Origin of the sequence: Rhodoplanes sp. Z2-YC6860 (genome assembly GCF_001579845.1) — a bacterium.
Lineage (GTDB): Bacteria > Pseudomonadota > Alphaproteobacteria > Rhizobiales > Xanthobacteraceae > Z2-YC6860.
Window position 1 is genome coordinate 2,735,468 of the sequence record NZ_CP007440.1, and the last position, 25,753, is coordinate 2,761,220.

Below are 25,753 nucleotides of genomic sequence, written 5' to 3' on the forward strand. Positions count from 1 at the left end.
ATTTAGGTCTTAAATTTTCGCAACGGAACTGTTCGAAATGGCAACGCTGCGCGCAAAAATGCAACAGCTCGACTGGGACGATCTGCACAGCCTGATCGCGGTGGCGCGTGCCGGTTCACTTGCCGGTGCAGCGGCGGCGCTCGGGACGCACCGCTCGACGGTCCTGCGCCGCATCGACCGCCTCGAAGCCCGGCTTGGCATCCGGGTTTTCGATCGCACCCCGCAGGGGCTGGCTTTGACGGCCGCCGGAGAACGGGTCGCCGCTCAAGTCGAGCGCATGGCCGACGCGGCCGACGAAGTGCTTCAATCCGCCGACGCCGATCACGGCCGGCCGGTCGGCAACATCCGCCTGGCCGCCACCTTCAATCTTGGATTTGGCCTCCTGCCGAAGGTCATCGGTCGCTTTCGGGCGGCCTATCCGGAAATCACTGTCGAGGTGATCGGCACGCTGGACGGCTACAGCACGATCCACCCCGATCAATTCGACATCGCGTTGCGGACGCTGGAAGGCGATGTCGCGAAACACGAGCAGATGGTCGGGCGCTGCCTCGGCAAGCTTCCGCTCGCGGTCTATGGCGGCAAATCGTATTTCACGAACATGCCGATCCCGAGATCGAAAGGGCTGCGCCAGCACAACCTGCTGTTGGGGTGCGGCGCGCTGTCGAACCTGTCGGGATCGCGGTGGTTCGAAGGCAGCCGGAAGTCCAACACCATCGTCTATCGCGCCAGCAGCATGCTGCTCCTGCTGGCGGCGGCACGCGAAGGCCTGGGGCTCGCGTGCCTTCCGTCCTACCTGGGCGAGAGCGACAGCAGGCTGGTGCGGGCATTCGAGGTCCCCAAGGAACACTGCGCGGACCTTTGGGTTCTGCGGCACGCCCACAGCCGCAACAACGCACGGCTGCGCGTGTTCGCCGAGTTTCTGGCCACGGAGCTTCGGCCCTATGTGCTGGCGACGCGCTAGGCCCAGCCGCTCGGCAGCATCCGGGCCAACACGCCGTCTCTCCGGATGAACCGGTGATAGAGTGCCGCCACGACATGCAGATCCGCCAACGGAAGCAGGGCGTAGTAGGACATCAGCATGTGCACGTCGCCGGTCCAGCCAAAGCCTGGCGCCCGCATGCCGATCAGCTTCGGCATCGTGAACAGCCCGAAGAAACTGACGTCATAGCCGCGAAATGAAGCGTTCATCCAACCCAGCACCGGGATGACGACGAGCAAGGCATACAACGCCCAGTGCAAGGTGCGCGCGGTGTGAACCTGCCAGGGCGGCAATCCGGCAAAGGGAGTGGGTTCCGGATGCGTGAAGCGCCATCCGAGCCGGATAGCGATCACGGCTATGATGAGCACGCCCAGGGAAAAATGCAGATTGATGATCGTGTCAGGCACCGTGTTGCGTCCGATGTGCGGCATCCTCCACGCAACGACGTACTGGAAAACCAGGAGAGCCACGACCAGCCAATGCAGTGCCTTGGCCGTGGGCGTATAGCCCACATCCGTTCTTTGAAATGAATTCATCTCGATATCCCAAACGCTGGACTGTCAGCTTAGCCCAACTGCTCGGCGAAAATCTCCAGAGCCCGCACCGCAAACGCCTGCATGTTGTTGCGGCGGTCGCTCGATCCGGTACGGAGCGTCGCCGCCCGCTCGGATGGGCCGGCCACTGCGATGCAGGTGTGGCCGGCCGGGTCGCCATAACGATTTCCGGTCGGTCCCGCGGCGCCGGCCTCGGCGAGGCCCCAGGTGGTTTCGAGCCGCTCGCGCATGCGGCGCGCCAGGAGCGTGGCGTAGGGCTCGCTGGCCGGCCTGATGCCGAGACTTTTCATCTCGTCGAGCGTGATGCCGGCCAGCACGCCGCGCGCAGCGCCAGTGTAGACCACCGCGCCGCTGACGAAATAGGCCGAAGCGCCCGGCACTGCGAGCAGCGCCGCCGAGATCAATCCGCCCGCCGAGCCTTCGGCAACCGCGACGGTCTCTTTGCGCGCGATCAGGCGCGCCGCGATCTTCTCGGCAAGCGCTTCGGTACGATCATTCATATGCTTGAGCCCATCAGTTGAACTTCAGCCCGGCGGCCTTCACCAGCGCGATGTTGCTTTGGATTTCCTTGCGGATCAATGCATTGAAATCGGCGGTCGACATCGGCATCGGCTCGATGCCCTGCTGCCCAAATTTCTCGATCACGTTCGGGTTCTTCAGCGCCTTTTCGGTCTCGCTGCGCAGCCGCGTGACGATGGCCTCCGGCGTCTTCGCCGGAACGAACAGACCCATCCAGTAGGTGTAGTCGGAATCGGGAAGCCCCGCCTCGATCGTGGTCGGCACGTCGGGAAGGGCGCTCGAGCGCTTGGTCGTCGACACCGCGAGCGGCACGAGCTTGCCGTCCTTGATCAGCGGCAACGCGGACGACATGCCCATCGAGGTGAAATCGACGCGACCGGTCATGACCTCGGTCAGCGCGTCGGGGCCGCCGCGGAACGGCACGTGCGTGCCCTGGAAGCCGCCCGCGACGCGGATGCGCTCCGCGGCCCAGTGCGTGGCGCTGCCGGTGCCGGCCGATGCGTAGGTGATCGTGCTCGACTTGGCCTTCTCGACGAGCTGCTTCAGCGTCTTGATGCCGCTCGCCGGTGACACCACGGTGACGTTCGGCAGCGTGCCGAACGGGATCACCGCGATGAAGTCGTTGGCAACATCGTAGCCGATGTTCGAATAGGCCGCAGGTGCGGCCGAATGCGCCGAGGCCTGGATCAGGATCGAATAGCCGTCCGGGTCGGACTTGGCGACCAGCGCCGTGCCGATGGTGCCGCCGGCGCCGCCGCGATTCTCGATCACGATCGGCTGGCCGAGCTGCGCCGACAGCGGGTCCATGACGATCCGCCCGACGATGTCGAGCGAGCTTCCGGCAGCAAACGGAATCATGGCGCGGATCGGCCGCGTCGGCCAAGCCTGTGCCTGAGCGAAGGCCGCGCCGGGCAGCGTGGCGCCGCCCACAGCGGCTGCGGCGAGTTGAACGAATTGACGGCGGGTGGTCATAGGCACTTTCTCCCGAATGACTTGCTTGTTTTGGTTATGGTCGTTTGGCCGGCCAGCCGGAAGCGGCGCGGCAAGCGGGCAGGGCAGTCCAGCGCCTGACTAGGTCTGCGGGACCGGCACCTCGTGCACCTTCATGCCGAGCGCGACCGAGGTGTAATAGCCGATCAGCACCAGCACCTCGGCGATGCCGTCGCGGCCGATCGCCTTCTCGACCTCGGCGAATTCGGCGTCCGAGAGCTTCGCGCCCTTGAGCAACGAGGTGGCGAAGCGATGCACGCCGCGCTCATGCGGATCGGTGAGCTTGGGGTCTTGCCCCGCCAGCACCGCGTCGATGATCTCCTGGCTTAGACCAACCTGCTTGCCCATCTTGATATGCGCCTGCCGGACGTAGTTGGCGTCCCAGTGCTGCGCGGTCAGAAGGATTCCAATCTCGACCTCGCGCTCCGACAGCGAACCCTTCTTGTTGAGATAGGTGCCGATATGCTCCATGCCGCCCGCCACGGTCGGCGAATGGATCCAGATCTTGTACGGCCCGAGAATGCGGCCGCGGCCCGCGACGAGCTGCTCGAAGACTTTCTTCTGTTCTGCGGTCTGTTGCTCCGGCGGCAGATCGATCAGGCGGTTCATGGCAGGGGTCCTTGCTGAATTTGGCCGCCGGGACACTAACGGCTCATTTCGAGGCGCGATAGCGGTTCGAGGCGCCGCCGATCAGGGTTTCGGCCTCCCGCGTGATGCGCTCGACGATCTCGGCGGCCGGCGGAATGTCGCCGATCAGGTCGACGACCTCGCCCGCGATCACCGCCGCGGTGTCGTAGTCGCCGGTCTCGCGCGCCTTGGCGTAACGCTCGGCCTCTTCCGGATGCTGCATCAGCTCGGCCTCGCGGCCGCGCCAGCGTTCGGAGAATGCGTTGCGCAGCACGCGGCCGCCGAACGGCGCCGGCCAGACGTTGCGCCGCGCGATGTCGAAGAGAATGCCGCGGACGGTGCTGTCGCCATCCGCTTTGACGATGCGCTCCTTGGCGCTCTGAAAGCCCGCGGCTTCGATCGAGGCATAGAACCGCGTGCCGACCAGCACGCCGTCGGCGCCGAGCATCAGCGCCGCCGCGAGCCCCCGGCCATCGGCGACACCGCCCGACGCCGCAACCGGAATGCCGGGCGCCGTGTCGACCACGGCCGGCACCAGCGCGAAGGTGCCGCGCGCGATGCCATGGCCGCCGCCTTCCGCGCCATGCGCCACGATCACGTCGGCGTCGTTCGCCACGGCTTCCCTGGCATGCGCGAGGGTCTGCACCTGACAGATCAGCAGCGCGCCGGACTTCTTGATCCTGGCCGCGTGCGGGGCGAGCGCGCCGAACGACAGCATCACGGCCGCGGGTTTCCGCTCCAGCACGAGATCGAGCACACGCGGCTGCCGCGCCATGCTCCAGGTGATGAAGCCCACCCCGATCCGGGCGTCGCCGGCCGCGTCCAGCTCGCGCTTGAGCCAGGCTTCGTCGCCGTAGCCGCCGCCGATGATGCCGAAGCCGCCGGCGCGGCTCACGGTCGCGGCGAGCCGGCCGTCGGCGACCAGGTCCATCGGCGCCAGCATGATCGGATGCTTGATGCGAAGCCGCTCGGTCAGTCGTGTCGCAATGGCCATGGCGCTCCCCCCTGCAACAGATTTGTGGAAGCCTATCCCGGCTGCGCTGAATGCGCATCAGCAAGAACGTGTCGGCACTGTACGGTCCGTTTGAATTGGCGTAGCAGACAGCGGGGGAATTCGGACGTTTGTTTATGCACGGTCCATCCGCGTCCCATCACCGGATTCAGTCCTTCTTTTCCAGTCTCGAAGTGCCGCAGGCCCTGCGCACCCTGGTGCGTGCGCGGGAGTCCGGGCTGATCGTGGTTGCGGCGCTGGTCGGGCTGTTAGCGGGCCTGATCGTGGCGGCGATGGGTTTCGGCGTCAGCCTGCTGCACATGCTGTTTGGCGTGCCGCTCGGCGAACGGCTGTCCGCCGCAACCAGGCTCAATCCGGTCGTCGCGCTCGCGGTGCCGACCCTGGGCGGCATGGCCTTCGGCCTGGGTCTGTGGGCGCTGATGCGCTGGCGGCCGGGCCGCGAGATCGACCCGATCGAGGCCAATGCGCTCCATGGCGGCCGCATGTCGCCACGCGGCAGCCTGATTGTCGCCTTGCAGACGGTCTGGTCGAGCGGGGTTGGCGCATCGGTCGGTCTTGAGGCGGGCTACACCCAATTGGCGAGCGGCGTCGCGTCCTGGCTCGGTCAGGCCTTCCGGCTGCGCCGGCGCGATTTGCGCGTGCTGGTCGGCTGCGGCGCGGCGGGCGCCATTGCAGGCGCCTTTGGGGCGCCGCTCGCCGGCTCGTTCTATGCCTTCGAACTGGTCATCGCGAGCTATTCGGTCGTCAACCTCGCGCCGGTCGGCGCGGCGGCGCTGGTCGGCTATCTGGTCGCCTCGGCGTTGGGCGAGACGAGCCTGGGCCTGGGCTCGCTTTACGTCTCGCATGTCCGCAGCCTCGATCTCATCGTATCGGGGCTTGTGGGTCTTGCGGCCGCAGTGGTCGGCATTCTGCTCATGCGCGGCGTTGCAGCCTGCGAAACCGTGCTGAACGAGTTGCGCATCCGTCCCATGCTGCGCCCCACGCTCGGCGGCCTGGTGGTGGGGACGATGGCGATCTTCGCGCCCGAGGTGCTCTCGTCGGGGCACGGCGCGATCCGTATCTCGTCGGCGATGTCGGAGACGCTATCGTCGATCGCGCTGCTGTTCGTGTTGAAATCGGTCGCATCCATCGTTTCGCTCGGCACCGGGTTTCGCGGCGGCCTGTTCTTCGCGTCGCTGCTGATCGGGGCGCTCGGCGGGCGGCTGTTCGCCGACACGGCCAACATGTTCTGGCCGGCAGCCGCTCTCGATCCGCATGTCTATGCCATCATCGGCATGGGAGCGCTTTCGGTCTCGGTGATCGGCGGGCCACTCACCATGACCTTCATCGCGCTCGAAACCACCGGCGACTTCTGGCTCACCGCGACGGTGCTGATCGCGATCATCGTCTCCGCGCAGGTGACGCGCGAGCAGTTCGGCTATTCGTTCGCGACCTGGCGCTTCCATCTGCGTGGCGAGGGCATCCGCAGCGCGGCCGATGTCGGCTGGATGCGCGAATTGACGGTGCGGCGCATGATGCGGCCGGACGTTCGCACTGTGCCGGCTCACACCACGCTCGGGCGTTTCCGGCGCGTGCATCCGCTTGGCTCGACCGGGCAGGTGGTGGCGATCAACGAAGACAAGACCTACGCCGGCATCGTGCAGGTCGCCGAGGCGCATTCGGGGGAATACGACGAAGCCATGCAGGTGCGCGAGATCCTACATTTCAAGGATACCGCGCTGCTGCCCATCATGACGGTGAAGCAGGCCGTCATGGTGTTTGACCGGGCCGAGGCGGAGGCGCTCGCGGTGGTCGAGGCGGCGGACAACCGCGAGGTGATCGGTCTCCTGACCGAAGCCTATGCGCTGCGCCGCTATTCCGGCGAGCTCGAGCAGCGGCGCCAGGATATTCTCGGCGAATAGGATATTCCCGGCGAGTAGGCAATTCCGCAGGCGGCCGCTACGATGCTGCATCCCGAGGCCGTGGGGGGCCGAGAGGACGCTGCGGGAAATTCCAGGTTGACAGGTGGCAAGGCGGCGGTGGTGCGCGGGCACGGCCGGTCGCCTGAACACAGGGGGATCGACATGGGGACGAGTGAAATCGTTGGCTCGGTCGCGGAGCTTTGGCGCTTCCCGGTCAAATCCATGGGCGGTGAGCTGCTCCAGGACGCCGACATCACCGAACGAGGCGTGCTGGGTGACCGCGCCTACGCACTCGTCGAGCCCGATACCGGGAAGGTGGTCAGCGCGAAAAGCGTGAGGCTCTATCCCGAGTTGCTGAAGTGCAAGGCGAGCTTCGTCGAGCCGCCGCGTGACGGCGGCAGCATGCCGCCGGTCCGGATGACCTTGCCGGACGGTACAACGCTGAGGAGCGATTCATCGGGACTCGATCGGGCGCTGTCGGCCTGCTTCAAGCGCAACGTCGCGCTTCGGCAGTCGGCGCCGGAAGACTTCACCATCGATCAGTATCATCCGGATGTCGCGGGGGCGGACCCTGGCGGCAACAAGGACACCGTGGTCCAGCAGAAGCTAGGCTCGGCGCTCTTTGCGGCGATCGGGATGGATTCTCCGGTCCCGGTCGGTTCTTTCCTCGATGTGTTTCCGATGTCGGTCATGACCTCGTCGACGCTCGCACGGTTGACCGAGCTTCGGCCTCGGACACGTTTCGATTCGCGCCGGTTTCGCATGAACGTCGTCCTGAAAACCCAGCCGGTCGGATTCATCGAGAACGACTGGGTCGGTCGTGCCATCGGGCTGGGCGATGCGGCACGGTTGAATCTGTCTCTGCTCGATCCGCGATGCGTGATGACGACGCTTGCGCAGGACGATGTGCCCCAGGACATCGAAGTCCTGAAAACGCTGGTTCAGCACAATCGAATGCAGCTCGGCGACCTGGGCAAGTTTCCATGCGCCGGGATTTATGCCGTCGTCGCCGCGCCCGGACGGGTGCGGAGCGGCGACCGGGTCGTGCTCAACTGACGCTCCAACCCGCGAACTATTGCAGCGGCTCGCCGGATTCCCTGGCGAGCACCGCCGCCTCGGCACGGGTTTCGCTGATGAACTTCGCGAACTCAGCCGGCGTGTTCACGCCATATTCGATGGCCCGCTCGACATAGTTCTTCTGCTTGAACTCCGGCGTGCCGGTGATCGCGACCACGTCGGCGTGAACCCGGTCGATGATCTCCCGCGGTGTGTTGGCCGGCGCAAATAGGCCGAACCATGTCACGGGATAATGCTCTCCCGTCGCTTCCTGCAGCGTCGGGATGTCGGGGAACAGCGGCGAGCGCATGTTGGCGCTGAGTGCGATCCCGGTGATGCGGCCGCTTTTCACCTGGGCCAGCATGTTGCTTAGTCCGAGAAGCGCGATGGGCGTGGTGCCCGACAGCACCGCGGTGACCACTTCATTGCCGCTGCGGAATGGCACCCGCACGATGTCGATGCCGTTGCTCTTGTTCAGCTTGTTCATGAACTGCACGAGCGTGAACGAGAAGGTGCCATAGCTCAAGGTTCCCGGCTTCTGCCGGGCGAGCGCGACCAGATCGGGAACGGTCTTCGCTTTGAGATCGGAGTTCGCGACGAGAGCTTCGAGGTTGAAGAACAGATTGCAGATCGGCGCGAAGTCCTTCTCCGGATTGAACGGTAGGCTGCGGTACAGGAACTGGTTGTAGACCACAGGCTCGCTCGACATCACGCACAGCGTGTAGCCGTCGGGCGGGGCCTCCGCGCAGGCGCGGGCGCCGATGTTCAGTCCTCCGCCGGGGCGGTTTTCGACCACGAAAGGCTGGCCGTATTTCTTCTGCAGTTGGTCGGCGAGAAGCCGGGTAAAGACATCGCCGCCTCCGCCAGCCGCGAGCGGAATGATGATGCGCACGGTGCGGGACGGCCACGTGTCGGCCCTGGCGGCTGCGGACGCAAAGAGGGTGAAGAAAAGACAGCCGAAAGCGAGCGCTCGCCGCATGGGTCCTCCCGAATTTCTGCACGAAGCAGTATTTTTTGAAACCGTGCCGAGCCCGCATTCCAGCATAAGGTCTTCCGGTATCCAATTGGGTGCGATCACTCTCCGGATGCACCGGCGGGTCCTCCGATAGTCCCATTGCCGGGGCGCGAGAAACCGTCGAGAATCAAGTCGTGAGCGTCATTGCTTGAATTCGGCCGGCGCGCTCAGCCGGCTTTGGTTCTCACAGATTTTTTTGAAACCGTTGGAGGACGACATGTCGACCTTCCCACAATCGCGGACGCTTCTCGTTGGTGCCACAGCAGCTTTGCTCGGTGGCGTCGCTGGGCTGGTTTTGCTCGCCGGCAACGTCGTGACCATCGCCGATGCGGACGCGGCGCCCGCGGATCAGCCGGTTTCGCTGTCCGAGCAGGATGTCCCGATCTGCCACACGCCCGGTGCGATGAAACGGACGACCATGCTGCTGCGCCTGGCGCAGACCGAAGTGCCACGCGCCGAGATGAGCGCCGCAAGCCCGGCGCCGACTTTTGCCGACATCGAGCCGCCGCTGTGGCCCGGTCTTGGCCCCATCGCCTACAAGATCACGACTGCGAACGAGCGCGCCCAGGCGTATTTCGATCAAGGGCTACGGCTGGCCTACGCGTTCAATCATGCCGAGGCGCAGCGCGCCTTCCGCATCGCGCAGAAGCTCGATCCCAATTGCGCCATGTGCTTCTGGGGCGAGGCGCTGGTGCTAGGCCCGAACATCAATCTTCCCATGCCGGAAGATGACGTCGCGCCGGCCTACGCGGCGGCACAGAAGGCGAAGGCCCTTTCGTCCTCGGCGAGTCCGCGGGAGCGGGCGCTGATCGATGCGCTGCTCGCGCGCTACGGCAGCGATCCGAAGGCCGCGCGAGCGCCCTTCGATGCGGCGTATGCAGCCGAGATGAAAAAGGTCTCTGAGCAGTTTCCCGACGATGACGACATCGACACGCTCTATGCCGAGGCCGTCATGGACGTGAGCCCCTGGGATTACTGGAAGCCGGGCGGCAAGGAGCCAAATCCGCAAAGCGTCGCCATCGTGCCGACGCTCGAACGGGTGCTGGCCCGCAACCCCAGTCACACCGGCGCGATTCATTTCTACATCCACGCCGTAGAGGCTTCGGACCGCCCCAAGCGCGCCGAGGCCTATGCCGACCGGCTGCGCGGCGCCATTCCCGGCGCCGGCCATCTCGTCCACATGCCGAGCCACATCTACTACCGGGTTGGCCGCTATCTCGATGCGCTGGCGGACAACAAGACCGCGGTGCAGGTCGATGAGAAATATCTGACCGACACCAACGCGCCGATGGGTGTTTATCGGCTCGGCTACTATACGCACAACGTGCACTTCGTCATGGCGTCGGCGCAGATGGCAGGCGACGGCGCAACCGTGATCGCGGCGGCCGAAAAGCTGCGGCAGCTCATTCCCGACGAGGCCGCACGCGGCATCGCGATGGTGCAGCCCGTGAAAGCTGCGCCATATTTCGCGCACGCGCAGTTCAGCACGCCCGACACCATCCTGGCGCTGCCCGATCCCGGCGACGCCATTCCGTATGTCAAAGGCATATGGCTCTACGCACGCGGCGTCGCGTTCGCGGAGCGTCGAGACTTCGCGTCCGCGGAAGCTGCGGCGCAGGCGATCGAGACCCTCGAACGCACCGCGGATTTCAAGCTGCTGAAAGACTCCGGCGTTCCGGCGCAAGAGGTGCTCCATGTCGCGCGCACGGTTGTCCTCGCGCGCGTCGCGCAGGCGAAAGGCGACAAGCGTGGCGCGGTCTCGCAATTCGAACAGGCGGCCGCTCTGCAGGAGGCGTTGCCCTACACGGAGCCGCCCTATTGGTACTATCCGGTCCGCCAGTCGCTTGCGGCAGCGCTGCTGCAGGCCGGCCGCTATGCCGAGGCGGAGCGGCAATTCCAGCGTGCGCTCACCCGCGCGCCGTCGAACGGCTGGTCGTATTACGGGCTCGCGGAGCTGCATAAGAAACAGGGCAACCGGACCGCGGCACGCAAGGCCGAAGCTGACTTGGCGCGAACCTGGATCGGCGATCGCAAGCTGCTGCAGATTTCGCGGCTTTGAGGAGCACTTGGTTTGACGTCGCAGCCGTCATGGCCGGGCTTGTCCCGGCCATCTCGCTTAGGGACGCATTGTGCCCTCCTAAGCGAGATGCCCGGCACAAGGCCGGGCATGACAGCGGTGCTGGCGCAGCGCAGACCGAAAAATACTCTACCGAAACTGGTCGAGCTTCAGCGTCTCGGACGGGCCGAGCCAGATCACGTGCTGGGTGTGATCCTTCAGCGCGTTGCCGGTCTGCGCGTGGGTGAAGATCGTGAACTTGCCGCGGTTGAGCACCAGCCAGGGCAGCACCTCGGCGAGCTTGTCCTGTTCGATCGTGAGCTGGCAGCTCCCGCGCGGATGCGGGCCGACCGGATTGTCATGCATCCGTCCGACCTTGACGCCGAATGTCTTTCCGGCGGTCTCGCAGAATTTGAGCGCCTCCGCGTGCTCGGGCGGATCGTAATAGACGTGGGCGTGGAAGTTCTCGATCTCGCTCATTCGGCGGCGACGGCCTTGTTGTCGAAGAAACGATTGCTCGGGCGCGGCAGCCCGAGATTTTCGCGCAGCGTCTTGCCCTCGTATTCCTTGCGGAACAGTCCGCGGCGCTGCAATTCCGGGATCACGCCGCGCGCGAAGTCGTCGAGTCCGCCCGGCAGATACGGGAACATGATGGTGAAACCATCGCTGGCGTTGGTTTCGATCCAGGCTTCCATTTCGTCGGCGATGGTCTTGGGCGTGCCGACCATCGCAAGCCCCGAATAGCCGCCCATACGCTGGGCGAGTTGGCGCACTGTAAGGTTGTCGACTTTCGCAGCCTTAATTGCGCGTTCGCGTCCGCTCTTCGAGGCATTGCTTTCCGGAATCTCGGGCAGCGGCCCGTCCGGATCGAACTTGGAGGCATCGGTGCCGAGCGCGATCGACAGCGAGGCGATGGCGTTTGCATAGTTCACGAGACTGTCGAGCTTGGCGCGCTTGGCCTTGGCCTCCTCGACGCTGTCGCCAACGATCACCAGACATGCCGGCTGGATCTTCATGTGCTCCGGATCACGGCCGAGCTTTTTCATGCGGCCTTTGACGTCGGCATAGAAGGCGCGGCCGGCTTCGATGTTGCTCTGCGCGGTGAACACGGCCTCGGCGGTTTCGGCGGCAAGCTGCTTGCCCGACTCCGACGCGCCAGCCTGCACGATCAGCGGCCAGCCCTGGATGGGGCGCGCGATGTTGAGCGGGCCTTTTACCGAAAAGGATTCGCCCTTGTGGTTGAGCACATGCAGCTTGTCGGGATCGAAGAACACACCGCTCTCGACATCGCGGATGAAGGCGTCGTCGGCCCAGGAATCCCACAGGCCGGTGACCACATCGTAGAATTCGCGCGCGCGATGATAGCGCTCGCCGTGCTCCATGTGCTCGTCCATGCCGAAGTTCAGCGCGGCGTCCGGATTGGAGGTGGTGACGATGTTCCAGCCGGCGCGGCCGCCCGAGATGTGGTCGAGTGAGGCAAAGCGGCGGGCGATGTGATAGGGCGCGTCGAAGGTGGTCGAGCCGGTGGCGACGAGGCCGATATGATTGGTCGCCTGCGACAGGGCCGAGAGCAGCGTGAACGGCTCGAACGAGGTCGCGGTGTGGCTCCGCTTCAGCGCGTCCATCGGCATGTTCAGCACGGCCATGTGGTCGGCCATAAAGAAGGCGTCGAACTTCGCGGCTTCGAGCTTCTGGATACATTCCTTGAGATGAGCGTAGTTGAAATTCATGTCCGGCCAGGCGCCCGGATAGCGCCACGCGCCGGTGTGGATGCTCGCCGGCCGCATGAAGGCGTTGAGCTTGATCTGTCGCGTGGCCATCGAGTGTCACTCCATGCAGGGAAGCATCCGGCACCCGCAATATAGGCCCGCGCCGGCGTTAGAAAAGTCATGTCCCCGTGAGCCGATGGGGAAGAAACCGCCTGCGAAAATGCGGTCCCGCAACGGTTTCTTGTCTGCGGCCTCTTGACCGAAAGAATAGTTTGCGCCGGAGGTATCCTCAGGCTATCGGAGCGCCAGCAAAGACACCCTCAAAGACACCTTGCAAAAACTCCTCCGGAGGAACGCCATGTCGATCTCCCGCCGCTCGCTGCTCACCGCCCTGTCGGCTGCTCCGCTCGTTTCGCTCCTGCCGCGCGCGGCTTTCGCGGCCTATCCGGACCGGCCGGTCCGGCTGATCTGCCCGTTCGCGGCCGGCGGCAATGCGGACCTGGTGGCGCGGATCGTGGGCGAGGGGATGGCGGCTTCGCTCGGCCAGGCGGTCGTGATCGAGAACCGCACCGGCGCGGGCGGTGGCATCGGCGCTGGTGTCGTCGCGACGGCGGCGCCGGACGGCTACACGCTGCTGACCGGCTCGAACGGACCGCTCACCGTCAATCCCTTCGTGCAGGCCAAGCTGCCTTACGATCCGCTGAAGGATTTCGTGCCGATCGGGCTCGCCAACCTCGCGCCGCACTCGATCGTGCTGAACAACTCGGTGCCGGCGAAGACGGTGGCCGAGCTCGTCGAGCTGTCGAAGAAGCAGCAGATCACGCTCGCCACCTCGGGCGTCGGCAGCGCCTCGCATATGACGCTGGCGCGCTTCAATGCCGCCACCGGCGCCAAGATCGTGCACGTGCCCTATCGCGGCGGCGGCGCGCTGGTCGGCGACGTGCTGGCCGGCACGGTGTCAGGCGCGATGACCGAGGTGTCGACGCTGCTCGAGCATCACGGCCAAGGCAAGGTGCGCATCCTCGCGGTCGCTTCCAGCAAGCGCATTCCCAAGATCGGCGACGTGCCGACCATGATCGAATCCGGCGTCAAGGATTTCACCGCGGCGAGCTATGTGGGCGTCCTCGCGCCGTCGAAGACGCCGGCCGAGATCGTGGCCCAGCTCGAGAAGGCGCTGATCAAGGCGTTGGCCGACAAGTCGGCGCAGGACAAATTCCTGGCGAGCGGCGCCGAGCTCGTGTCCGAGGACCTGCAGACCTCGAAGGGCTTCGCCGCCTACATCCAGAAGGAATACGACAACTCGCGCGAGGCCGCGAAGCTCGCAGGTCTGAAGCCGGAGTAGCATTCACGGTTGAGCTCTGTCGGCTTCACCGCGTGATCCAACATCGCGTCCGCCCCGTACAAGCAGCATCAATGTCTCTCAGGAGGCAGCATGCGGCTTGTCGTTTCGTATCTCGTGACGTTCCTGGTTTTTACGGTCGTGGATTTGTCATGGCTCAGCATTATGGGCCCGGCGCTCTACCGACCGACGCTTGGCGATATTCTGCTGCCTGATTTGCGCCTGGCGCCGGCTGCCGCGTTCTATCTGATCTTTCCGATCGGCATCGTGGCGTTCGCGGTCAATCCGGCCGTCAATGCGAACTCTATCGCGACGGCGATCGGCTACGGATTCCTATTTGGCGTGCTCGCTTATGCCACATACGACCTGACGAATTTCGCGACCCTGCGAAACTGGACCTTTCAGATCACGATCCTCGACATGGTGTATGGCGGTTTCGCAAGCGCGTTCGCGGCTGCGTTGACGACACTGGCATTGCGGCGCCTGCTTTGACCGGGATTCGAAAACTCGCCTTTCAGCGTGCCGGCCCCGGAAAGAAAACATTGGTTCGCGCCTGATAATCCCGGAAGGCTTGTCCGCGCGTTTCCATCATGTGTTCTTCAAGCGGTGGAATTCCGGAAACATAGACCAGCAGCCAATACATGCATGCGGGTGCAGCCAAAGCGAGCCAGCCCGCCGGATAGCTTCCGCTCAACTCCACGGCGATGACCGGATAAGCCAGCCAGGCCAGCCATTCGAAGAAATAGTTGGGATGCCTGGACCACCGCCACAGCCCGACATCGCAAACCGCACCACGGTTTTCCTGGTTTCGCGTGAAGGCCCGCAGTTGCGAATCCGCCAAGGTTTCACCGGCGATCGCGATTACAACAATCAGCAGTCCGGCAAGGTCCTGCGCCCGCAGACCCGGCACAGGGTTGTGCGCGGCGAGCCAAACGGACAAGGCCATGGGAACGGTCACCACCGCTTGCTTCTGAAGCAGGATCCACATCTGCCATGACGCGCGATCGCCCCATTGGTTGCGGAGCTTTGCGTAGCGCGGATCGTCTGCCCGGCTGGCCGATCTCCGCGCGATATGCGCTCCGAGACGGAGGGCCCAGGCAAAGGTCATGGCGGCGACCAGCCATTGCCGCGGCGCAATGAATGTCTCGCCCGGCAGGGACAGCAACGCGCTCGCAACGCCCGTCCCACCCAGCCCAAATGTCCAGACGGTGTCGATCCATCCGGAATTGCCGGTGCGCTGTTCGACCGCCCAGGCAAGCGACATGATCAGCGACAGCGATGCCGCTATGGCGATCAGGCCGATGATAAGGGCGAGCGCGGTCATTGCCGCACGACCGCTGCCGTCGGACGGGCGGCGCTCGCGGGCGAAGATTTCGCACCGCCGACAAAAGCGTCGATCTCGTCCAACGCCGGAAAAAATCGTGACACGAATGGTGCAAAGGCCAGCAGGATCGAGATGTGGCCAAGCTTGGGATAGACAACTTCGGTCGCCACATTGCCGTTCGCGCGAAGAGCTGCGGCGAGCTTCTCCGAATTGCGAGGGCTGACCGTCGTGTCCGCGGACCCGGTGAGCAGCAGCGCGGCTGGCTTGTCGCCTTTGGCAGTGGAACTTGCGTCCTTGGCAAAGGTGATGGGTTGCGTCTGCGCGCGATTGTCGCCGCCGAAGATCACCTTCAGGTTGTCGTCCTTGAGCGGCAGGAAGTCATAGGGGCCGGACACCCCGATCAGGCCGGATATATCGCGCGACGGGCTGAGACCAACGCCCCGCAGCCATTCGTCGTCGAGCGCGAGCATCGCCGCGATATGCGCCCCGGCCGAATGACCCATGATGAAGATTCGCGAGGGATCACCGCCAAACGCGGTCGCGTTGTCACGCGTCCATCGAACGGCCTCCGCTCCGTCCTCAAGGAACACCGGAAACTTGACCTCGGGGTAAACCCGGTAATCCGGGACAATCACGACATAGCCCCGTGCGGCCAGCGTGGAGGCGAGAAACGCGTACATGTCCTTGGACCCGGCCTGCCAGCTTCCGCCATAGAAGAAAACCAGCACCGGCCGTGCCGTCATTCCGTGCGCCCGATAGACATCGAGGCGATGCCGCTCGCCCTGCGCGTAAGCGATGTTCGTGACGCGATCGTAGCTCTGCAATTTTGCCAAAAGATTAGGAACGAGCGCCGGGCTGAAAACCGACGCGGCGAGCAGGCCGACCACGCCGGCCGGCAAAAGCCAGGGCCACCGCAATCGCCGGCGCGTTTCGCTTTCCGCCATTGCTGTTAGATTCTCACGAAGGGCTGCAGCATTCGGCCGATCCAGCCCTGGAACCGAAGCTCTCCTTGCAAGGCGACAAGGCAGATGCACTCGGCTCCATCTTCGATCACCGGCGTGTGCTCGATGTCCTCATCGGCTTCATCAAAATCACCCTCGGCATAACGGCCACCTTCGTGCCGGAAGGCGCCTTGAATGATGCAGGTCCACTCCGTGCCTGTGTGCTTGTGATGCGGCAGCGTGGTGCCGGGCGCAGCCTTCAGCATGAAAACTCGGGTGCCGCCGGCGCCCTTGGTGTGAACGTCACGCCGATGGATGCCGGGCCCGATCCAGCGCCAGGGTCCAAGTCCATAAGACGCAAGCGTGCCCGGAACGCCGGGAGCCGCAGCACCGCGGTCCGGTTTTTGCTGCGGTTGCTCCGAAGCGACGGCCGCCAGCGCGCGTTGCAGTGCGCCTGGCGTCATCGCGGCCGGCTGGATGTCGTCCAGCATTGTGCCGCCGACGCTTTCAAACGTGCCCACAGCCTTCCGGCAAGCGGGACAAGTCAGGAGATGGGTCGCAACGGCCATGAGCTTGCCTTCGTCGAGGCCTCCCGCGGCACACGCTGCCAGCGTCTCGTCAGACGGATGATGCACGATAGTCATGACCGTTCCTCGAGCCGCTCCCGCAGCCGCTTCATTGCCAATCGCAGCCGCGACTTGACTGTGCCGAGCGGCAAGCCCAGCGCAGTGGCAATCTCCGCGTGCGGCTTGTTCTCGAAAAATGACATGCGAACCACGCTGACCTGGTCGCTTGGCAGGTCCTGAAGTGCGCTTCGGACCCGCTCATCGCGCTCGTCAGCGAGCAGCGTTTCGTCCGGCGGCACAGGCGCCTCCGACGTCAACACGTCGTAGATCGCTTCCACGCTGACGCCGCTGCCCCGGCGAGCCCGGTCAATGCGAAGATTGCGGGCGATCGTGAATATCCAGGTTCCGACACCGGCTTTGGTTGGATCGAACATGGCCGCCTTGCGCCAAACCAACAACAGCGTCTCCTGGGCCATCTCTTCGGCGAGACCGGCATCCGATCCCAACCTGATCAGGAAGGCCTTGACCCGGGGGGCGTAGAATTCAAAGAGCCTCGTGAAGGCTTCCTTGTCAGCATCGCGAGCGATGGCCCGCACCCAATCGGCTGGCTCGCGTACGTCCGGTTGCAATATCGGGCTCTTACCGTTGATGCCGCCATGCCAGGTGCGGCCACCACCCATCCTTCTATCTGACTGTGCCGAGGCATGCATGCCCCTGATACGAGCAAATTGTCGATCTGGATCACGCCCGATTGATCCAACCCGGGCGGTCGCTCGTATCTCCAGTCAGCAAAACCGTCCGTGTCCAAGGAACTCGCGTGACAGAGCGTCATCCGCGCCGTCTCAAGATCGCCGTCGTCGGTACCGGAATTTCCGGGCTTTCGGCAGCGTGGCTGCTACATCGTGCTCACGACATCACGGTTTTTGAACGGGATGGCCGTATCGGCGGACATTCCAACACCGTCGACGTCACGACACCGACAGAGACCATCGCCGTCGACACCGGGTTCATCGTCTATAATGAGCCTGCCTATCCCAATCTGACGGCGATGTTTCGGCATCTTGGCGTGGCTACAGAACGCTCCAACATGTCTTTTGCCGTGTCGCTGGACTGGGGGCGGCTGGAATACGCGGGCACTGATCTCGCCGGGCTGTTCGCGCAAAAGCGCAATCTTGTCAGTCCGCGGTTCTGGTCGATGCTTTCAGACCTCAGGAAATTCTATCGCCAGGCGCCGCGCGATCTCGTGTTGCTGAACGATTCACAAGCGACGCTGGGCGAATATCTCAACAGCCGCGGCTATGGCGAAGCCTTCCGCGACGATCATCTTCTGCCGATGGCGGCTGCCATCTGGTCGGCTTCGCCGGAAACCATGATGCAGTACCCCGCGGCGTCCTTCATCAGGTTTTACGACAATCACGGCTTGCTTCAGATCAGCGACTGCCCGGAGTGGCGAACGGTATCGGGTGGGAGCCGCAACTACGTGCGGCGGCTTTCCGCTCCGTTCGCCGAGCGCATCAAACACGGCGTCGGCGTCGCAGCCATCTGGCGCAGTGAGCATGCGGTGGAAATTCGCGACAGCGCGGGCCGCGCCGAACGATTCGATCACGCCGTCGTGGCGCTTCATGCCGATGACGCGCTGGCGCTGCTGCACGAGCCATCCCCTGAGGAGCGGGAATTGCTGGGTGCGTTTGCCTATAGCGACAACACCGCCGTCTTGCATTCAGACCCGTCGCTCATGCCTGGGCGGAAGGCAGCGTGGTCGAGCTGGAACTACATCGGTCCTGCCAGAAGCGATGACGAGAAAAGCTCATGCACCGTCACGTACTGGATGAACCGGCTGCAGAACCTCGGCACTGACCAATCGCTGTTCGTCACACTCAATCCGTATCGGCCGCCGGCGCCGCAGCACGTCCTCCGGCTCGAACGCTACCAGCATCCGATTTTCGGCGTGGCTGCTTTGGCTGCGCAGAAAAGGCTGTGGTCGATCCAGGGACAACGCAACACGTGGTTCTGCGGCTCCTATTTCGGCTCCGGGTTCCACGAGGACGGACTCCAATCCGGTCTTGCTGTCGCCGAAGCGCTGGGCGGCGTCCGCAGGCCCTGGGAGGTTGAAGATGAGTCCGGGCGGATTTTTCTTTGTAAGCGCGCTGCGGTGCCGGGCGCAACGCCGACGGATCGCGCGGCATGAGCTCGGCGCTTTATGTCGGGTCGGTGATGCACCGCAGGCTCAAGCCGAAGCGGCACCGGCTGCGTCACACAGTGTTCTGGATGTTGATGGATCTTGACGAGATCGACGTGGCCGACCGGAAACTCCGGCTTTTCTCCCGCAACCGCTTCAACGCCGTCAGCTTCTTCGACGGCGACCACGGCGAGCAGAGCGCGGAGCCCTTGCGTGCACAAGTGGAGCGCTATCTCGCGGCGGCCGGCATCGCGCTGGACAACGGATCGATCCATCTGTTCTGCATGCCGAGAATCTTCGGCTATGGCTTCAATCCTTTGAGCATCTATTTCTGCCGGCGCGCCAACGGCGATCTTGCCGCCGTCCTCTACGAAGTCCGCAACACCTTTGGCGAGCGCCACAGCTATCTGCTGCCGGTGCAGGACGCCGATCCGGTGATCCGTCAAAGCTGCGACAAGGCCTTCTATGTCTCGCCATTCATGGACATGGCGCTGCATTATGATTTTCGCGTTGCGCTTGCCGATGCCGCGATTTCAGTTGCGATCACAGCCTGCGACCAGCACGGCCCTGTCATCGTGGCTGCCCTGACAGGACGTCGGGCGGCTTTGACCGACTGGACGCTCGCCCGCCTGCTGGTTGGTGTCCCTCTGATGACGATCAAGGTGACTGCGGCCATCCTCTGGCATGCCTTGAAAATGTGGCTCAAGGGCTTCGCTTTGAAAACACGACCGCCGCGGCCGGACCTTCCCGTCACAATAGTCAACTCCGGCAGGCGACAATGACCTCTCTCGAAGCCTCGGCGAGTGCACTAGCTCCGTCATCGCGCCTGCCGCTGTGGTCCATTGCCCGCCAGTTAATGGCAGCCCGGCTGAAAGCCGCTGGCGCGGGCTCGCTGTCCATCGCCTTTCCCGACGGCGGCATCATCCGCCATCAAGGCCGCGAGGCCGGCCCGGCCGCAGAGTTGTCCTTGCATCGGTGGCGCGCACTGTGGCGGCTTTTCAGCGACGGCGATGTCGGGCTGGCCCGCGCGTATTTGGACGGCGATTGCAGCACCTCCGATCTCAAGGCTCTGCTCATGTTCGGGGCCGCGAATGCGTCAACACTGTCGCGCGCACTTTCAAGCTCGAAGCTGAGCGTTCTTTGCAGTCGGGTCCGGCACCGCTTGAAACGCAACACCCGTCGCGGAAGCCGGCGAAACATTGCCGCGCATTACGACCTGGGAAACGAATTCTATAAGCCTTGGCTTGATCGGACGATGAGCTATTCGTCGGCGCTTTACACTGCGGGCGGCCAGTCGCTGGAGAGCGCGCAGGAGGCCAAGCTTGAGCGGATTGCCGCTCTGCTCGAACTCCAGAACGGCCACAACGTGCTGGAAATCGGCTGCGGTTGGGGCGGGTTGGCGAAGCATCTCGCGGCGAAGCGAGACTGTTCGGTGACCGGCATCACGCTGTCCGTCGAGCAACTCCAGCATGCGCGTTCGTCCCTTGCCGGCTCCGGGACTCGCGTGGATTTCCAGCTTGCGGACTATCGCGACGTCCCAGGACGGTACGACCGCATCGTCTCGGTCGAAATGCTGGAGGCCGTGGGAGAGCGATATTGGCCTGTCTATTTCCAAAAGTTGCGCGACTCGCTCACCTCGGACGGTGTGGCCGTGCTGCAGGTCATCACCATTGCCGACGGTGTTTTCGAAGAGTATCGCCGGCGTCCCGACTTCATCCAGCAGTTCATTTTCCCCGGCGGAATGCTGCCGACGGCGCAGGTCATCCGCGAACAGGCCGAGCGCGTAGGCCTGCGTCTCGAATTGCACCAGGATTTCGGCCCGAGCTATGCGACGACGCTGCTCGAATGGCGCCAGCGCTTTCTCTCTGCCTGGCACGGCATCGAGGCTCTTGGATTCGACGAGCGCTTCAGAAGGATGTGGGAGTACTACCTCGCTTATTGCGAGGCCGGATTCGACACCGGCGCGATCAGCGTCGGTCTTTTCAAATTCCGTCCCTCATAAGGCCGACATGCCTCGCAGGGTGGCAGGATTCTACGGCTGTCAGCGCTGCTCCAGCCCGGCCTTCTCGCGCACCGCGCTCCACTTCTTGTATTCGGCGGCCACGAACTCGGCCCACGCTTCCGGCGTCGAGCCCTTCACGATCACGCCGGTCTTGGTCAGGCGGGACTTCGTCTCGGGCTCTGCGAGAATTTCGTTCAACACCTTGTTGAGCTTTGCGACCACCGGCTTCGGCATGCCCTTCGGTCCGTAGAGGCCGTACCAGGTGGTGACGTCGTAGTTCGGCACCACGCCCGACTCCACCACGGTCGGAACGTCGGGCGCCGCCGGATCGCGATCCTTGCTGGTCACCGCCAGCGCACGCAACTGGCCGGATTGCACCTGGCCGAGCAGCGCCGTCACGGTGTCGAACAGCACGTCGGTGTTCTTCGAGAGCAGCGCCGTGGTCGCCTCCGGCGTGGTGCGGTAGGGCACGTGCAGCATGTTGACGCCCGCAACCTGCTTGAACAGTTCGGCCGCCAGATGCTGGGTCGCGCCAAAGCCGGGACTGCCGAACACGATCTTGCCCGGCTCAGCCTTTGCGGCCGCAACCAGCGACTTGATGTCCTTGTAGGGATAGTCCGGCCGCACCACGACCAGCAGGCCCGCCACCGCGATCTCGCCGATCCACTCGAACGAATCGACCGGCTGGAAGCGGACCACCTTGGTCATCACCGGGGTGATGATCTGGCCCGCGGTCTGCACACCGAGCGTGTAGCCGTCCTTCGGCGCGCTCGCCACGGCCTCGTTGCCGAGGAGGCCGCCGGCGCCGGGCCGGTTCTCGACCACCACCGGCTGGCCGAGTTTCTCCTGCATGCGCTGCGCGATGATGCGGCCGACGATGTCGGAGCCGCCGCCGGCGCCGAACGAGATGATCATCTTGATGGACTGGTTCGGATAGTCCTGCGCCGCGGCGGGCTTTGCGAGCCCGGCCGCCAACACGCACGCAGCCGCCATCGTGATCGTTCGAAGCCTCATGGTTCCTCCCGGCCGGCGATATGGTTTTTGAGAGCGCCGTTGTCCTCATCCTAAAGGGCGGAACCGGGAGGGGGAATATGTGGCGGCGCGTCGCGGCCCTGCGACGAAAGTGGCACCGGGTCTGACGCGACGCAGCACGGGCCGCGGCTTTCCCTCCTTCGAACGCGTGATACAGTCCCGCACAACCAGAAAACGAATCCGGGAGTGGAATGCCGATGATTGGGCGCAGAACGTTCATCAAGCGTGCCGCCGCAGCGGGTGCGCTGGGCAGCGGGCTCATCAGCGCGCCGGCGGTGCGGGCGCAGGCGGCCTATCCGAACAGGCCGGTCCGCTTCATCGTGCCGCTCGCGGCCGGCGGCGCCATCGACTTCATCGCGCGCGCGGTCGGCGAGCGCATGTCGGCAACCATCGGCCAGCAGGTCGTGGTGGAGAACCGCACCGGCGCCGGCGGCGTGATCGGCATGGACGCCGCGATGAAGAGCGATCCGGACGGCTACACCGTGCTGATCACCAACGACAACGCCGCGAGCGCGCCGCACATCGCGAACCTGTCCTACGACTACACGAAGGAGCTTTTGCCGGTCTGCTATCTCGGCCGCCAGTCGCAGTTCCTGGCCGCGCACGAGACGCTTGGCATCAGCACCGTGAAGGAGCTGGTCGAATACGCCAAGGCCAATCCGGGGCTGGGCTTCGCGTCGTCGGGCGTCGGTTCCAACCAGCATGTGGCCGGCGCATGGTTTGCCAAGGAGGCAGGCATCAAGCTCGAGCATGTGCCCTATCGCGGCGCCGGGCAGGCGATCAACGATCTGATCGCGACGCATGTGAAGATCGCGTTCCTCGGCCCGACGGCGCTCGTCCAGCACTACAAGGCCGGCGTGCTCAAGCTTCTCGCCCACACCGGCTCGAAGCGTTCGCCGATCCTGCCGGAGATCCCCACGCTCGATGAATCCGGATATCCGGTGGTGCTCGACGCCTGGTACGGCGCTTTCGTGCCGCACGGCACGCCTCGGGAACTCGTTCTCCAGCTCAACAGCCACATGAACCACGCGCTGAAGGACGACAAGCTGCGCGAGACCTTCCTCAAGGGCGTGGTCGAGGTGATCGGCGGAACGCCGGAGGAGTTCGGCAAGCTCGCCCAGGCGGACTCGGCGAAGTACGCCCGCCTGGTGAAGGAGCTCAAAATCCAGATCAACTGAGTCGCGGTTTTCGGAACATCGAAGCGCCGCAGCCCCTCGGCTGCGGCCGTTTCGTTTGCAAAATCGGCCATTTATCCCCATATGACGGGCAACGCATAGGAGACGATATGGCGACTGCCCCCAAAAACCCGACCGAAGCCCAGGCCCTGAAGGCAAAACGGGAAGCGGACGGCAAAAAGGCCATGGCCGAGTACGAGGCCAATGCGGAGGCGGTGCGCGCCAAGACCGAAAAGCTGCGGGCGCTGCGCTTGGCGCGTGACGCGGCGATGCCGCAGGCTGCGCCGAAGGCCGTCAAGGCCAAATCCTCCACATCCAAATCTGGGGGAAAATCCGCGAAGTCCAAAAAGGCAGATCCCGGCAAGCTTTCGGACTGGATCAAGAACCAGCAGAACAGCGGCCATAACTATTAAAGGGATTTCCGGTCGCGCGGCGCTGCACGCCCGCGCGGCCAGTCGATCACCCCCGCGCAGAACAGCGCCCACCAGATCAGCACCGGCTGAAACGCGAGCCGCGGTCCGTGATACCACCAGCTGTCCGGGATCGGCGGCAGGTGAACGCCCTCGATCGCATGCTTGATGTTGGCGGGCCAGACGCACAGCGCGTAGAGCGCCAGCATGACGCCCGCGAGCGTGCGCAGCCGGACCGTGAGAAGTGCTACCGCTCCGGCGAGTTCGCACACGCCGGTTGCGAGGATCATCTCGCGCGGGAAGGGCACCCAGTCCGGCACGATCGGCAGGAACGCATCGGGCCGCAGCAGATGGCCCGCGCCGGCCACGATATAGAACGCGGCCATCGTCCAGCGCATGACGGTGCGGATGCGTTCCGTCATTCGCCGAGATACGCCGTCGCGTCGATCTCGACGAGGCATTCGGGGCTGCCGAGCCCCGCCACGATGCACGAGACCCGGTGCGGCGGGTCTTCGATGAAATTCGAGAAGTACACCTCGTTCATCGGCTGCCAGTTGGCGCGCTCGGTGACGTAGACCGTGCATTTGACGATGTCGCGCATGGTGCCGCCGGCCTCCTCGATCAGTGCGCGGATGTTGTCGAGGCACTGCTGGGTCTGCTGGCGGACGTCGCCCACCGCGTATTTGCCGGAGCGGTCGAGGCCGACGCAGCACACGAACATGAAGCCGCCCGCGACCGTCGCCGGCGCAAACGGCAGCGCGCCGCGGAACACCTTGTCGGAATAGATCGCGCGTTTGGGCATGGTGAAAGCCTCACTGAACCGGGATGACGTTTTTCGCGCCGTCGGCGCCGATATAGACCGCGAGAATCCGCGCCGGCTCGCTGCCGGTGTTGGTGCCATAGTGCTCCACGTCCATCGCCTCCATGAAGGCCTCGCCGGCGCGATAGACGCGCTGGCCCTTGTCGCCATAGTCCACCGTCAGCTCGCCCTGCAGCATGTAGGCGAACAGCGGCACGCCGTGCCGGTGCGCGACGGTGCGCTGGCCCGGCGGAATGTTGATGATCGATGCCGTGACGTGCGCCGGCGCGCCCGACGGATACGCGATCGGCTCGCCGACGATGCTGGTGCCGGTCGAAAGCAGGGTCGCGGCCGGATAGCCGTGGTCGTCCGCCACGGTGGGCGCGGCGTTCCCGGTTAAGCCGAAAGCAACCAAGGCGGCGATGGCGGCACGGCGTTGCGTTTTCATGGGAGCCTTTCAGTTTCCGAAATCGGCTATGGTGTTGTCGGCGGTAGTCAGGGCGGCACCATCTCATGCATCGATTAATTCTCTCTGCAGCTTTTATGGCAGCCATTGGGACGGCCATGCCGGCCGGCGCGCAACTCGCGAGCGACATGCGGCTCGAGGATGCGGGCTTCGTCATGCGCCGCGCCGATACGCCGGAAAAGCTCGCGCGGCTCCGTCTCATTCCGCCGCGCCAGTTCGTCAGCCGCACCGGCAAGCGCGGCCGCTACTATCTCTGGGCCGATCCCGACACCTGCCAGTGCGTGTTCGTCGGCGGGCCGGGCGCGCTGCAGTCGTTCAAGGACATGCGTAGAGGCCTGCCGCAGCCGGACAATGTCAGCCCGAACAGCATCGCGCCTGAGAACATGATCGTCCACGACATGGACCAGGACGCCGGCATCAACGTGCCGGACGGCGACGTGCTCGACTACCAGGTGGACTGACGCGCCGTCATGAGCCTCGAATTCCTCATCACGTCGCTGATCGTCATCGTGTCGCCCGGCACCGGCGTGCTCTACACGCTCGCCGCCGGCCTCTCGCGCGGCGCACGCGCCAGCGTGGTCGCGGCGTTCGGCTGCACGCTCGGCATCGTGCCGCACATGGCGGCTGCGGTGCTGGGCCTGGCTGCGCTGCTGCACACGAGCGCGCTCGCGTTCCAAACGCTGAAATGGCTCGGCGTGGCCTATCTGCTCTACATGGCCTGGAGCGCGCTGCGCGAGAAGGGCGCTTTGCGGGTCGAGGCGGGCGAGGGGATCGGCAAGCGTTCGGCGCTCGCGGTCACCATCGAAGGCATCCTGATCAACATCCTCAATCCGAAGCTCTCGATCTTCTTCTTCGCGTTCCTGCCGCAGTTCGTGAAGGGCGACGAGGCGCATCCGCTCGCGCATATGCTGATGCTCAGCATCGTGTTCATGCTGCTGACGTTCGTCGTTTTCGTCGGCTACGGACTGTTCGCCGCGAAGGTCCGCGAGCATGTGATCTCGCGGCCGCGCGTGCTCACCTGGATGCGGCGCACGTTTGCGGCGGCGTTCGTGGCGCTCGGTCTGAAGCTCGCCTTCGCCGAGCAATAAGACAACGGGAGGAT

The 25,753-nt window shown here is 64.5% G+C and carries 29 protein-coding genes; 13 read left to right on the forward strand and 16 right to left on the reverse strand.

What is annotated here, in order from left to right; translation table 11 throughout:
• Window positions 1–37 precede the first annotated feature (37 nt).
• A complete protein-coding gene (locus RHPLAN_RS12635; protein ID WP_068018112.1) occupies window positions 38–961 on the forward strand; it encodes a LysR family transcriptional regulator in 924 nt (307 codons plus the stop codon).
• Here RHPLAN_RS12635 and RHPLAN_RS12640 read toward each other — a convergent pair.
• The 5 genes from RHPLAN_RS12640 to RHPLAN_RS12660 all read right to left on the reverse strand — a co-directional run bounded on the left by RHPLAN_RS12640 (window position 958) and on the right by RHPLAN_RS12660 (window position 4,663).
• Complete coding sequence (locus tag RHPLAN_RS12640; protein WP_084244801.1) at window positions 958–1,515, reverse strand: cytochrome b; 558 nt, start codon at window positions 1,513–1,515, stop codon at window positions 958–960. The two genes, RHPLAN_RS12635 and RHPLAN_RS12640, sit on opposite strands and share 4 nt — an antisense overlap.
• Window positions 1,516–1,544: 29 nt before the next feature.
• Window positions 1,545–2,033: a CinA family protein gene (locus RHPLAN_RS12645; RefSeq protein WP_068018118.1), complete on the reverse strand. Its 489-nt coding sequence runs from the start codon at window positions 2,031–2,033 to the stop codon at window positions 1,545–1,547.
• Between the two features lie 13 nt (window positions 2,034–2,046).
• Entirely contained in the window at window positions 2,047–3,024 is a 978-nt protein-coding gene (locus RHPLAN_RS12650; RefSeq protein ID WP_068018121.1) for a Bug family tripartite tricarboxylate transporter substrate binding protein, read from the reverse strand.
• 99 nt (window positions 3,025–3,123) lie between these two features.
• Window positions 3,124–3,651 (reverse strand): carboxymuconolactone decarboxylase family protein, encoded by a 528-nt coding sequence (locus RHPLAN_RS12655; RefSeq protein ID WP_068018124.1) that lies wholly within the window; start codon window positions 3,649–3,651, stop codon window positions 3,124–3,126.
• Window positions 3,652–3,694: 43 nt separating this feature from the next.
• Window positions 3,695–4,663 carry an NAD(P)H-dependent flavin oxidoreductase gene (locus RHPLAN_RS12660; protein ID WP_068018127.1) on the reverse strand — a complete coding sequence of 323 codons (969 nt, stop codon included), beginning with the start codon at window positions 4,661–4,663 and terminating at the stop codon, window positions 3,695–3,697.
• Between the two features lie 134 nt (window positions 4,664–4,797).
• On the opposite strand from RHPLAN_RS12660, the gene RHPLAN_RS12665 reads away from it, so the two are divergent.
• Complete coding sequence (locus tag RHPLAN_RS12665; RefSeq protein ID WP_068018130.1) at window positions 4,798–6,582, forward strand: chloride channel protein; 1,785 nt, start codon at window positions 4,798–4,800, stop codon at window positions 6,580–6,582.
• 162 nt (window positions 6,583–6,744) lie between these two features.
• Window positions 6,745–7,638 (forward strand): MOSC domain-containing protein, encoded by an 894-nt coding sequence (locus tag RHPLAN_RS12670; protein ID WP_068018134.1) that lies wholly within the window; start codon window positions 6,745–6,747, stop codon window positions 7,636–7,638.
• Between the two features lie 16 nt (window positions 7,639–7,654).
• Here RHPLAN_RS12670 and RHPLAN_RS12675 read toward each other — a convergent pair whose 3' ends face one another.
• Complete coding sequence (locus RHPLAN_RS12675; protein ID WP_068018136.1) at window positions 7,655–8,617, reverse strand: Bug family tripartite tricarboxylate transporter substrate binding protein; 963 nt, start codon at window positions 8,615–8,617, stop codon at window positions 7,655–7,657.
• Between the two features lie 253 nt (window positions 8,618–8,870).
• Between RHPLAN_RS12675 and RHPLAN_RS12680 the strand changes: the two genes are divergently transcribed.
• Window positions 8,871–10,712, forward strand: coding sequence for a tetratricopeptide repeat protein (locus tag RHPLAN_RS12680; RefSeq protein WP_084246524.1), 1,842 nt, complete (start codon window positions 8,871–8,873; stop codon window positions 10,710–10,712).
• Window positions 10,713–10,859: 147 nt separating this feature from the next.
• Here RHPLAN_RS12680 and RHPLAN_RS12685 read toward each other — a convergent pair whose 3' ends face one another.
• Together RHPLAN_RS12685 and RHPLAN_RS12690 are read right to left on the reverse strand one after the other, a co-directional pair.
• Window positions 10,860–11,189 carry a DOPA 4,5-dioxygenase family protein gene (locus RHPLAN_RS12685; RefSeq protein ID WP_068018141.1) on the reverse strand — a complete coding sequence of 110 codons (330 nt, stop codon included), beginning with the start codon at window positions 11,187–11,189 and terminating at the stop codon, window positions 10,860–10,862.
• Entirely contained in the window at window positions 11,186–12,529 is a 1,344-nt protein-coding gene (locus RHPLAN_RS12690) for an LLM class flavin-dependent oxidoreductase (RefSeq protein WP_068018144.1), read from the reverse strand. Before RHPLAN_RS12690 ends, RHPLAN_RS12685 begins: the two co-directional genes overlap by 4 nt.
• A gap of 247 nt (window positions 12,530–12,776) precedes the next feature.
• Between RHPLAN_RS12690 and RHPLAN_RS12695 the strand changes: the two genes are divergently transcribed.
• Window positions 12,777–13,760 (forward strand): Bug family tripartite tricarboxylate transporter substrate binding protein, encoded by a 984-nt coding sequence (locus tag RHPLAN_RS12695; protein WP_198164896.1) that lies wholly within the window; start codon window positions 12,777–12,779, stop codon window positions 13,758–13,760.
• Between the two features lie 90 nt (window positions 13,761–13,850).
• Window positions 13,851–14,249 (forward strand): DUF2177 family protein, encoded by a 399-nt coding sequence (locus tag RHPLAN_RS12700; protein ID WP_068018146.1) that lies wholly within the window; start codon window positions 13,851–13,853, stop codon window positions 14,247–14,249.
• A 22-nt stretch (window positions 14,250–14,271) separates the two neighbouring features.
• Here RHPLAN_RS12700 and RHPLAN_RS12705 read toward each other — a convergent pair whose 3' ends face one another.
• Genes RHPLAN_RS12705 through RHPLAN_RS12720 form a run of 4 tightly spaced genes read right to left on the reverse strand, consistent with a single transcriptional unit; the run spans window position 14,272 to window position 17,268 of the window.
• Entirely contained in the window at window positions 14,272–15,081 is an 810-nt protein-coding gene (locus RHPLAN_RS12705; protein WP_068018148.1) for a DUF1295 domain-containing protein, read from the reverse strand.
• A complete protein-coding gene (locus tag RHPLAN_RS12710) occupies window positions 15,078–16,025 on the reverse strand; it encodes an alpha/beta hydrolase (protein WP_068018152.1) in 948 nt (315 codons plus the stop codon). Before RHPLAN_RS12710 ends, RHPLAN_RS12705 begins: the two co-directional genes overlap by 4 nt.
• 5 nt (window positions 16,026–16,030) lie before the next feature.
• Entirely contained in the window at window positions 16,031–16,666 is a 636-nt protein-coding gene (locus tag RHPLAN_RS12715) for a ChrR family anti-sigma-E factor (RefSeq protein ID WP_068018156.1), read from the reverse strand.
• Entirely contained in the window at window positions 16,663–17,268 is a 606-nt protein-coding gene (locus RHPLAN_RS12720) for a sigma-70 family RNA polymerase sigma factor (protein WP_084244807.1), read from the reverse strand. The genes RHPLAN_RS12715 and RHPLAN_RS12720 overlap by 4 nt, the downstream gene beginning before the upstream one ends.
• A 137-nt stretch (window positions 17,269–17,405) precedes the next feature.
• Between RHPLAN_RS12720 and RHPLAN_RS12725 the strand changes: the two genes are divergently transcribed.
• The 3 genes from RHPLAN_RS12725 to RHPLAN_RS12735 are packed head-to-tail and all read left to right on the forward strand — an operon-like array spanning window position 17,406 to window position 20,769.
• On the forward strand, window positions 17,406–18,776 hold the full coding sequence (locus tag RHPLAN_RS12725) for an NAD(P)/FAD-dependent oxidoreductase (protein WP_068018159.1): 1,371 nt from the start codon (window positions 17,406–17,408) through the stop codon (window positions 18,774–18,776).
• Complete coding sequence (locus RHPLAN_RS12730; RefSeq protein ID WP_068018162.1) at window positions 18,773–19,549, forward strand: DUF1365 domain-containing protein; 777 nt, start codon at window positions 18,773–18,775, stop codon at window positions 19,547–19,549. The genes RHPLAN_RS12725 and RHPLAN_RS12730 overlap by 4 nt, the downstream gene beginning before the upstream one ends.
• Window positions 19,465–20,769, forward strand: coding sequence for an SAM-dependent methyltransferase (locus RHPLAN_RS12735; RefSeq protein ID WP_157100242.1), 1,305 nt, complete (start codon window positions 19,465–19,467; stop codon window positions 20,767–20,769). Before RHPLAN_RS12730 ends, RHPLAN_RS12735 begins: the two co-directional genes overlap by 85 nt.
• A gap of 39 nt (window positions 20,770–20,808) precedes the next feature.
• On the opposite strand, the gene RHPLAN_RS12740 is transcribed toward RHPLAN_RS12735, so the two are convergent.
• A complete protein-coding gene (locus RHPLAN_RS12740) occupies window positions 20,809–21,783 on the reverse strand; it encodes a Bug family tripartite tricarboxylate transporter substrate binding protein (RefSeq protein WP_084244809.1) in 975 nt (324 codons plus the stop codon).
• 215 nt (window positions 21,784–21,998) lie between these two features.
• Here RHPLAN_RS12740 and RHPLAN_RS12745 point away from each other — a divergent pair, with 215 nt between their 5' ends.
• The gene (locus RHPLAN_RS12745; protein WP_198164898.1) at window positions 21,999–22,979 is read left to right on the forward strand and encodes a Bug family tripartite tricarboxylate transporter substrate binding protein; all 981 of its coding nucleotides are present in this window, start codon (window positions 21,999–22,001) and stop codon (window positions 22,977–22,979) included.
• Between the two features lie 107 nt (window positions 22,980–23,086).
• Complete coding sequence (locus RHPLAN_RS12750) at window positions 23,087–23,389, forward strand: hypothetical protein (protein ID WP_068018175.1); 303 nt, start codon at window positions 23,087–23,089, stop codon at window positions 23,387–23,389.
• On the opposite strand, the gene RHPLAN_RS12755 is transcribed toward RHPLAN_RS12750, so the two are convergent.
• Genes RHPLAN_RS12755 through RHPLAN_RS12765 form a run of 3 tightly spaced genes read right to left on the reverse strand, consistent with a single transcriptional unit; the run spans window position 23,386 to window position 24,633 of the window.
• Window positions 23,386–23,808, reverse strand: a complete 423-nt coding sequence (locus RHPLAN_RS12755; RefSeq protein WP_068018178.1) for a DoxX family protein — start codon at window positions 23,806–23,808, stop codon at window positions 23,386–23,388. The genes RHPLAN_RS12750 and RHPLAN_RS12755 overlap by 4 nt on opposite strands.
• Entirely contained in the window at window positions 23,805–24,188 is a 384-nt protein-coding gene (locus RHPLAN_RS12760; RefSeq protein ID WP_068018181.1) for a RidA family protein, read from the reverse strand. Before RHPLAN_RS12760 ends, RHPLAN_RS12755 begins: the two co-directional genes overlap by 4 nt.
• 10 nt (window positions 24,189–24,198) lie before the next feature.
• On the reverse strand, window positions 24,199–24,633 hold the full coding sequence (locus RHPLAN_RS12765; protein WP_068018185.1) for a cupin domain-containing protein: 435 nt from the start codon (window positions 24,631–24,633) through the stop codon (window positions 24,199–24,201).
• A 95-nt stretch (window positions 24,634–24,728) separates the two neighbouring features.
• Here RHPLAN_RS12765 and RHPLAN_RS12770 point away from each other — a divergent pair, with 95 nt between their 5' ends.
• Both RHPLAN_RS12770 and RHPLAN_RS12775 read left to right on the forward strand, forming a co-directional pair.
• Window positions 24,729–25,112: a hypothetical protein gene (locus tag RHPLAN_RS12770; RefSeq protein ID WP_157100243.1), complete on the forward strand. Its 384-nt coding sequence runs from the start codon at window positions 24,729–24,731 to the stop codon at window positions 25,110–25,112.
• Window positions 25,113–25,121: 9 nt separating this feature from the next.
• Window positions 25,122–25,739, forward strand: coding sequence for a LysE family translocator (locus tag RHPLAN_RS12775; protein WP_068018192.1), 618 nt, complete (start codon window positions 25,122–25,124; stop codon window positions 25,737–25,739).
• Window positions 25,740–25,753 lie beyond the last annotated feature (14 nt).